Raw genomic sequence first — 8,333 nt, 5'->3', positions numbered from 1 at the left:
CGACCATGAACCGCCGTGGTACGGAACCGTATGCCCGGTGGTGTGAGAGGACGGGGAAGGTAACTCCCCCTCCTACTCGATTATCCGCCGAACAGTTTTTCGTCGATCAGTCCGCACAAGGCGTTGATAATCACTAGCAGGATAGGCGTTGCAGCCGTCGGGGAAAGGTTATCCAGGGCGATTTCGTGGTCCTCCGGGTGAAGCAGGGAGGTGATGTCGGTTTTCTCCTTGGCACTCAGTACTACCACATTCATTTCTCTGTCGTGCGCGGCCTGTATGGCCTGGATCAGGTTGGCCTTGTGGCCGTCGTCCACAATAACCAGGAGCAGATCGTTGGCTTTGCCAATAGCGCGAACCTGTCTTGAAAAGGTGTCATTGAAGCGATTGTCGCGACAGATTGCGGAATAGGTTGTTGCGTCCGCTCCCAGATTGATGGCGGGCAGTGCCGGTCGGTCATGCTCAAAGCGGTTGAGCAGCGCAGTGCAGAAGTACTGTGTGAGTACGTTGGCATTGCCGTTGGCGCAGGTAATGATCTTGCCATCATTCAGTAGCGTGTTAACCAGTGCGTCTGCGGCGCTCTCAATGGCCGGTGCCGTCAGGCTGGCGGCGTGGGCCGTGTGTTCCATGTGGTTGGCAAACCACTGGTTTATCTGTTGTTCGGTATCCGTCATAGTCAGACCTGAATGGCGTTTTTTATCCATTGTATCCGGTATTTTTTGCGATCGCCCGGTGCGATTGCGATTACGTCAATTCTTGCGTTCGCATTCCACAGCCCATGCCTGTGGAGGTAAAACGAAGCGGCGCGGATAAGGCGCTTTTGCTTCGTGGGAGTGATGGATTCGGCTGCGCCGGTCAGGCTACCGCTTCCGCGGTATCGCACCTCGAAGAAAACCAGCGCATCACTGTCCCGGCCGATGAGGTCAATTTCGCCCCCGCGACTGAACACATTGCGTGCCAGAATAGTGACGCCTCGCGTCTGAAGGTAGCGCGCGACAACGCCCTCGGCATGGTCCCCGGTGGCTTTTCGAGTTCTTGTGCTGCCATCCATGGCATAAGGTGTCCTGGTTGTTAATTTGGATTGGAGGCGCCTTCCATAGCGGGGGCGTCCGATTCTGTTTCTTCAGGTTCCAGTGATGGCAATTGTTCTGGCGTTCCTTCGCTGAATCGGGCCCAGAGCTGTTCCCGGTGAATGCTGCCTTGCGGCGTCATGGTCAGTACCCCGGTCTGGCCGTCTATCGTGGCGCCATCGACCTGCCTCAGTAATGGCAGTCGTTTGCTCAGATTCCAGGCATCGGCCCCCATGGCGAACAGGCGGCCAAGCTGACCCCGGACATCAGGCATGGCTTCCTTGACGATGTCGCGAAAGCGGTTTTTCTTTTCAAGAACCCAAGGTGTGTCGGTAAAGGTGACGCCGTTCAGGTCCCGGTCCCTCGATGGGTCCGGATTACCTTCGTAGACCATGGAGGGTGAGTAAACGGGCAGATCGCCGCCAAAATAGAAGGCGAATAATGGTTTGAACTGCCGTGCGACGGTTGGCTCCGCCACCATAACGATGCCGTCGGCATCCTGGCGCCGCCGGGGCTCGAATTCAACGTCAATGCCGGCAGTGCGTTCAACGTCTATGGCCCGATCGCGGGATACTGTGATGCCAAGCAGGTCGGCAGTGACGGCACGGAGATTGTCCTCGCGGAAATAGCGCTCAATATCCAGGGCGATGCCTCCATTCTCTGCCAGCTGGTCCAGCAGGGCAGTTTCCAGTCGGTCCCCCCAATTCCCCGTTGGGATCAGCACAAGAATCTGATCGATACCCTCTGCATCAAGACGGTTGGCAATTTGTCTGGCTTCGTCTTCTGCTGACAGCCCGAACTGGTAGAGTCCGTCAGGAGCTGTAACCTCCCGTGGCAGATAGTTCAGGCCAAGAACCGGCACGGGCAGAGTCGACATGTCGCCGAGTGCTGCCAGGGACTCTTTTTCCAGGGGGCCGACAATCAGGTCCTGTTCCTCTTTGGTCAGTTCGTCATAAAGCGAACGAAAGTTCTGATCCGAGGTGTCGACGACTCGAATGCTGATTTTTCCGCGCTCCGCTGAGTCGTCCTCGTAGTAGGCGGCGAAAAAACCATCGCGGATGGCAGCGCCCGCACTCGACAGTGGGCCGCTGAGCGGCAATGCCAGGGTGATTCTTTCGGGCTGGCTCTCTGCAAGGCTTGCAATCAGTTGCAGTTCAGCCGGTAAGGCCCCGGCGGCGGGGTGGTCGGGCCAGTTGTTCTGCCAGTTGCGGATCATTCTTCCCTGTTCGTCCAGATTGATGCCCGGCTGCCGGAGAATGCCTGCCAGTTCAAGCCAGCCCTGGGCTTCATAGCCAATCGCTCGGCCTTTTCTGTCGGCGAGCTGGGTGTCTGAGGTCTGTTTCAGGTTCTTCCAGATGTCGTCATGGATAGATTGCGTATTGGCGTCTGTGTCCGCTCCGGACAGCAAGATCAGGGTAATGGCCGCCGCAAGGTTGTCTCCGGCAAGCCGATAGGTTTGCTCTTGCAGTCTTGCGGCGCGGTTAATCAGGTTTCTTTCATAATTAAGGAAATGATCTGGCTCTATGCCAGATACAATGCTTTTCGCCCAATCGCCATCCTCAAGCGCAGTGGCGCTGGCCATGGCTAGCAGAAGCCGTTGGTTTTCTGTGGCCTCAGTGGTCGGCGAGAATTGCTTGCTTTGAAGCAACTTCCTGGCGGCCCGGTGTTCGTTTTGACCCTGGAACCTGTCCGCTGCTCTCAACAGGTAAGCCTGTGCGCTTTGTCGGTTGGTTTCGCTGGCAGCGACTTCAAGAGCTTCTCCGGCGGTTTTGGCAATGTACGATTCCAGGTTCACGCTTGCGCAACCTGCAAACAGCACCGTCGTGGCCAGGAGAATGGTGATGGTTTTCAGGTTCTGGCGGTATTTGGTCATGGCTGGCTCACAATACTCCGGGTTATTACGCTTGTGGCGCCGGGTAATCGGCGGCATCATGCCGGGAGCCCTGGTGCCCGCCGGGCTTCCCATTAATGGTTTGATTTATCAGGCCGCAAGTTTAACAGCTCCCGCGTGAATTCACATGACGTTGGTGTCATGCGCAGGGGGCAAAGAGAGGGATGTGTGAACTCAGAAAGCGAGCTGCCGGAACAGGCTGGCACCCTGTATATCGTTGCCACACCAATTGGCAACCTGGACGATCTGTCTCCCAGGGCCGCGGCGGTTTTGTCGCGGGTGGCCGTGATTGCCGCCGAGGATACACGGCATAGTGGCCGGCTATTGCAGCACCTGGGTATCAGCAAGCCAATGATGGCCTTGCACGAACACAATGAGCGGGACAGGGCTGGCCAGGTTCTGGACAAGCTTGCGGCCTGCCAGGATGTGGCTCTGATTTCCGATGCGGGGACGCCGCTGATCTCTGATCCGGGCTTTGTGCTGGTAAGGGAGGCTCGGGCTCGGGGTTATCGGGTTACTCCGGTGCCTGGTGCCTGTGCGCTCATTTCGGCGTTGAGCGCGGCAGGGCTGCCGACGGATCGGTTTTTGTTCGAGGGTTTTCTGCCCTCCAAGTCCGGAGCGCGCAAGGCTGCCCTGGACCGCCTGGCGAGGGAATCCGCCACATTGGTGTTTTACGAGTCGCCCCACCGTATTGTCGATACGGTGGGGGATATTGCGGAGGTGATGGGAGCAGAGCGAGAGCTCGTGCTGGCCCGGGAGCTGACCAAAACGTTCGAGACTTTCTATGCAGGGGCGGCGGCCGATGTCAGGCAAACTCTGGAGGTGGACCCCCATGGCAGTCGTGGCGAGTTCGTGGTGATGGTGCGTGGCGCGAGCGCAGAGGAGTTGTCGGTGGGGGCGGCAGAGGCGGACCGGGTGTTGGCGTTGCTGCTGACAGAGTTGCCGGTCAAAAAGGCGGCGAAGCTGGCATCGGAGTTAACCGGAATCTCCAAGAATGAGCTGTATCAGCGAGCGTTGTCTCTGAAGGCCTGATCTCAGGAAGTCACTGGTTCGCGGTTTTTCTTGCCTGCCGCTGCAGGCTGGAGTATGGTCTCGCCCGAGCTCGCCAGACAGTCGCCGCCGGTTTTACCGGGGGAGGAAAGTCCGGGCTCCACAGGGCAAGGTGCCAGGTAACGCCTGGGCGGCGCGAGCCGACGGAAAGTGCAACAGAAAGTATACCGCCTAAGTGGCCGTGACATGTTCGCGGGCACCGGTAAGGGTGAAACGGTGCGGTAAGAGCGCACCGCGTGACTGGCAACAGTTCACGGCGATGGTAAACCCCACCTGGAGCAAGACCAAATAGGAATCCTATGGCGCGGCCCGCGCTGGATTCGGGTAGGTCGCTTGAGGCCTGCGGTGACGCAGGCCCTAGATGAATGACTGTCCCAGACAGAACCCGGCTTACCGGCGAGCTCATTTTTATTTCTCCGCTTGATGTGACATTTGTCATTCTCACCAGCAAGCTTTTATAGCCAAAAAATCTTAGAGTTCACTTGCCATCTTCAGAACTGACTGCAGGTGATTGATTTTTAGGTTTTTCTTTTCCGTAATCTCCAGCTTTTGACCAATCTTGTTCTGTAACCTCTTGTCGTGAAAGGAACTTTTCCTGGTGTGGCGCTGTTCGCGGCGCTTGCATTGTGTATTGCGTGTTTCTATAGTGTGCACAAGTGGGAAAAAGTGGTTTCTAGTGGTTATTTGTGGTTTCTGAACCCCGGAATTGGTGCTAATGAGCAATTTTCTTGGCAGTCATGCCATCAATATGGATGCGAAGGGTCGCTTGGCGATCCCCGCCAGGGTGCGCGAAGAGCTTGCGCATGCCTGCAGTGGTCGCATTGTATTGACGGCCAATGCCGATGAAGAGCGCTGTTTGCTGATGTATCCGGAACCGCAGTGGGAGGCATTAAGGCCACAAATTGAAGCACTTCCCAATATGAATAAAGCTGCCCGCAGGTTGCAGCGATTGCTGCTGGGCCATGCCACGCCTTTGGAGCTGGACTCGGCGGGGCGCATTCTGGTGCCACCCACGTTGCGCAGTTATGCGCGCCTGGAGAAGAAATTGATGCTGATTGGTCAGGGCAAGAAGTTGGAACTTTGGAGCGAAGAGCGTTGGTTCGCTTGGCTTGACGAGTCATCGGATGAAGACGAGATGCCGCCGGAAATGGAGGCGTTGTCGCTATGACAGCCGGCCGCGGGCAGGAGCCTGCCGGTCAGTACCGGCACCGTTCCGTGCTCCTGGACTCGGCGGTGGATTTGCTGGTCAACGATCCGGATGGCGTTTATGTCGATGGCACCTTTGGTCGCGGAGGTCACAGCCGGCTGATTCTGGGGCGGCTCGGGCAGGGCGGAAAGGTGTTGGGTATCGACAAGGATCCGGACGCAATTCAGGTGGCCCGTGACCTGTCAGCGAGCGATGCTCGGTTTCAGCCATTTCACGGCTCGTTTGCGGAACTGGGCGCCGCCGCTGAAGCCCAGGGGTGGATGAAGGTTAATGGTGTTTTGCTGGATCTTGGTGTTTCATCCCCGCAGCTGGACGATGCCACCAGGGGGTTCAGCTTTATGCGCGATGGACCACTGGATATGAGAATGGACCCCGGGCAGGCGCCAAGTGCGGCGCAATGGTTGGCCGAGGCGGACGAAAAAGACATCGCGAACGTGATCTGGCGATACGGCGAGGAGAAATTCTCCCGCCGTATCGCTCGTCTTGTTGTTGAGCGACGTAAGGAGGTGCCCCTGGAAACCACGCGCCAACTGGCGTCGTTGGTCAGTGAGGCGGTGCCGAAAAAAGAAAAGCACAAGCACCCGGCCACCCGGACGTTCCAGGCAATCCGGATCTTTATCAACCGGGAGCTGGAAGATCTGGAGCTTGGGCTCAATGCCGCTGTTGAAAAGCTGATGCCCGGTGGAAGGCTGGTGGTTATCAGCTTCCATTCGTTGGAGGACCGGCTGGTCAAACGCTTTATGCGGGACTTGGCGCGCGGGCCGAGATTGCCAAAAGGCGTGCCGGTGACGGCGGAGCAGGAAGCATCGGCGTTTCGGTTGATCGGCAAGGCGAACAAGGCGGATACAGAAGAAGTGAGCGACAACGTGCGGGCGAGGAGCGCGGTTATGCGTGTACTTGAACGGATACCGGAACAACACAAGTTAGGGAGCGCGTAATCATGGGCGCGGTAGCGATTGAACAGCCAACAAAAACAGCGCGACTGAACAGGAAGCGTGTCAGGGACGGCGTTGCCACTGCGGTCAGGTTGTCGAACCAGGTCTTTACCGCACTTCAGCAGAAGCGCGTGTTGATCACCGTGGGTTTGGTGATGCTGTTGATTGTGTCCTCGCTGGGCGTTGTTGTCAGTGCCCACGAGAACCGTGAATTGTTCAACTCCTTATCTCAGCTGCAGGAACAGCGTGACAACTACCAGCGTGAGTGGAGTCAGTTGTTGCTGGAGCAGAGTGCTTTGAGTGCCCACGGACGGGTAGAGCAACTGGCCTCCGAGCGTTTCGGAATGGTCGTGCCAGGCAAACAGGATATCGTTCTGGTGCCGTTGATGGCGCCGCTCGTCGGGTCGCGTTAAGCGAAAACCACAAACCGTAAGGTGAAGACAGTGTCGGACCAGGGAAAAACAGCAACATGGGGCCAGCGACTGGCTGCCGGGCTTGGGGCCTGGCGGTACGGCACCGTGTTGGGCGTTTTTCTGTTGGTTGTCGGTGCCCTTGCCTGGCGGTTGGTGGATCTGCATGTGGTGGACAACGAGTTCCTGCGTAAGCAGGGCGATGTGCGCACCATTCGGGTGGAGAGCATCGATGCCCATCGTGGTGTAGTGACGGACCGGCACGGCGAATCACTGGCGGTGAGCACTCCAGTCCAGACCATCTGGGCGAATCCGTCCGAGATCGACGCGGATGAGCCGCGACTGACCAATGTCGCGCGCCTGTTGGGCCTTCAGGAGGCCAGGCTGCGCGAGCGGCTGCGTAAGTATTCGGGCCGCGAGTTTATTTACCTGCGCCGTAAGCTTCAGCCAGAAATTGCTCGGCAGGTGCTGGCAATGGGTATTCCGGGTGTTTACAGCCGCCAGGAGTACCGTCGTTACTATCCCGCTGGAGAGGTGACAGCTCATGTGGTCGGGTTTACGAATATCGATGAAAGCGGTCAGGAAGGTATCGAGCTGGCCTACAACCAGTGGCTGAGTGGTGAAAGTGGTCGCAAGCGGGTTCTCAAGGACAACCGTGGCCGTGTGATCAAGGATCTGACGTTGATCCGCGACGCGAAGCCTGGTCGCAGCCTCGAACTCAGCATTGATTTGCGGCTCCAGTATCTGGCTTATCGGGAGCTGAAAGCCGTTGTCGGCGCGCACGACGCCAGGGGAGGCACTCTGGTGATGCTGGACGTGGACACCGGCGAGGTGTTGGCCATGGTGAATCAGGGCTCCTACAACCCCAACGACCGCAGCCAGCTGAGCCCCGACCGTTTACGGAACAAGGCCATTACCGATCTGTTTGAGCCGGGGTCCACGATGAAGCCTGTTTCCATGGCTGCAGCGCTGGAATCGGGGAAGTTCAAGGCTTCCAGCACCATAGATACAGCGCCGGGGTACCGGCGCTTTGGCCGTTTCACGATTCGTGATCACCGGAATTATGGGGTCATCAGCCTGACTGACGTGATTGCGAAATCCAGCAACGTCGGCATTAGCAAGATCGCCACCGAGTTGGGTGGTGACACTATCCGCGATCTTTATGCCCGCCTGGGGTTGGGCCAGCCTACCGGTATTGGGTTCCCTGGTGAGGCTGTTGGCGTGTTGCCGGCACCACCAAAGTGGCGCCCCGTCGAAGAGGCAACCCTGTCTTATGGGTATGGCATGAGCGTCAATGCGCTTCAGCTGGCGCAGGCATACATGGTTTTGGCCAATGGCGGAATTCGCTACCCGTTGAGTCTGTTGAAGGCCGATGAAAAACCCGTTGGGGAACGAGTTCTTTCCGAAGAAGTCTCATTCCAGATCAGGGAAATGTTGCGAGAGGTGGTCGAGAACGGTACCGGAAAGCGCGCTCAACCGGGATTCTATTCCGCCGGTGGTAAAACCGGCACGGTACACCTGGTGGGTAAGAATGGGTATGAGGATAGCCAGTACAAGGCGATATTTGCCGGTATGGCTCCCATCGACAATCCGCGGATTGTCACAGTCGTGGCTGTCGATGCACCCCAGTCCGGCGAATACTACGGTGGCGAAGTGGCTGCACCCGTATTCGCCCGGGTGATGGGAGATGCATTGCGGCTGCTGAACGTAAAGCCGGAACTGGAGCTGGGCGACGCAAAGGCGCCGCGTCTGGCATCCGGGGAGCGGGGTTAG

8 protein-coding genes and 1 other RNA gene are annotated in these 8,333 nt (G+C 57.8%); 6 read left to right on the top strand and 3 right to left on the bottom strand.

The window, feature by feature from the left end; all coding sequences use genetic code 11:
- Positions 1-80: 80 nt before the first annotated feature.
- The 3 genes from B2590_RS02950 to B2590_RS02940 are packed head-to-tail and all read right to left on the bottom strand — an operon-like array spanning position 81 to position 3,000.
- The gene (locus B2590_RS02950) at positions 81-671 is read right to left on the bottom strand and encodes an SIS domain-containing protein (protein WP_036203719.1); all 591 of its coding nucleotides are present in this window, start codon (positions 669-671) and stop codon (positions 81-83) included.
- Between the two features lie 2 nt (positions 672-673).
- Complete coding sequence (locus B2590_RS02945) at positions 674-1,048, bottom strand: YraN family protein (RefSeq protein WP_286810546.1); 375 nt, start codon at positions 1,046-1,048, stop codon at positions 674-676.
- A 20-nt stretch (positions 1,049-1,068) separates the two neighbouring features.
- Positions 1,069-3,000 carry a penicillin-binding protein activator gene (locus tag B2590_RS02940; protein WP_286810545.1) on the bottom strand — a complete coding sequence of 644 codons (1,932 nt, stop codon included), beginning with the start codon at positions 2,998-3,000 and terminating at the stop codon, positions 1,069-1,071.
- 126 nt (positions 3,001-3,126) lie between these two features.
- On the opposite strand from B2590_RS02940, the gene rsmI reads away from it, so the two are divergent.
- The 6 genes from rsmI to B2590_RS02910 all read left to right on the top strand — a co-directional run bounded on the left by rsmI (position 3,127) and on the right by B2590_RS02910 (position 8,333).
- The gene (gene rsmI, locus B2590_RS02935; RefSeq protein ID WP_286810544.1) at positions 3,127-3,990 is read left to right on the top strand and encodes a 16S rRNA (cytidine(1402)-2'-O)-methyltransferase; all 864 of its coding nucleotides are present in this window, start codon (positions 3,127-3,129) and stop codon (positions 3,988-3,990) included.
- A 65-nt stretch (positions 3,991-4,055) separates the two neighbouring features.
- Positions 4,056-4,417, top strand: an RNA gene (rnpB, locus tag B2590_RS02930) — RNase P RNA component class A.
- A gap of 306 nt (positions 4,418-4,723) precedes the next feature.
- Positions 4,724-5,176: a division/cell wall cluster transcriptional repressor MraZ gene (gene mraZ / locus B2590_RS02925; protein WP_007154587.1), complete on the top strand. Its 453-nt coding sequence runs from the start codon at positions 4,724-4,726 to the stop codon at positions 5,174-5,176.
- Positions 5,173-6,153 (top strand): 16S rRNA (cytosine(1402)-N(4))-methyltransferase RsmH, encoded by a 981-nt coding sequence (rsmH, locus tag B2590_RS02920; protein WP_286847833.1) that lies wholly within the window; start codon positions 5,173-5,175, stop codon positions 6,151-6,153. Before mraZ ends, rsmH begins: the two co-directional genes overlap by 4 nt.
- Before the next feature lie 2 nt (positions 6,154-6,155).
- Positions 6,156-6,563: a cell division protein FtsL gene (ftsL, locus tag B2590_RS02915; protein ID WP_007154585.1), complete on the top strand. Its 408-nt coding sequence runs from the start codon at positions 6,156-6,158 to the stop codon at positions 6,561-6,563.
- 30 nt (positions 6,564-6,593) lie between these two features.
- Entirely contained in the window at positions 6,594-8,333 is a 1,740-nt protein-coding gene (locus B2590_RS02910) for a peptidoglycan D,D-transpeptidase FtsI family protein (RefSeq protein WP_286810046.1), read from the top strand.

It is taken from the genome of Marinobacter sp. UBA3604 (genome assembly GCF_002375325.1).
GTDB lineage: Bacteria > Pseudomonadota > Gammaproteobacteria > Pseudomonadales > Oleiphilaceae > Marinobacter > Marinobacter salarius.
This window is presented reverse-complemented; position numbering and strand designations above follow the sequence as displayed.

Excerpts from the sequence above, each read along its gene's own strand:
- B2590_RS02945 (WP_286810546.1), bottom strand. The coding sequence starts at position 1,048 with ATGGATGGCAGCACAAGAACTCGAAAAGCCACCGGGGACCATGCCGAG.
- B2590_RS02940 (WP_286810545.1), bottom strand. The coding sequence starts at position 3,000 with ATGATGCCGCCGATTACCCGGCGCCACAAGCGTAATAACCCGGAGTAT.
- mraZ (WP_007154587.1), top strand. The coding sequence starts at position 4,724 with ATGAGCAATTTTCTTGGCAGTCATGCCATCAATATGGATGCGAAGGGT.
- rsmH (WP_286847833.1), top strand. The coding sequence starts at position 5,173 with ATGACAGCCGGCCGCGGGCAGGAGCCTGCCGGTCAGTACCGGCACCGT.
- B2590_RS02950 (WP_036203719.1), bottom strand. The coding sequence starts at position 671 with ATGACGGATACCGAACAACAGATAAACCAGTGGTTTGCCAACCACATG.
- ftsL (WP_007154585.1), top strand. The coding sequence starts at position 6,156 with ATGGGCGCGGTAGCGATTGAACAGCCAACAAAAACAGCGCGACTGAAC.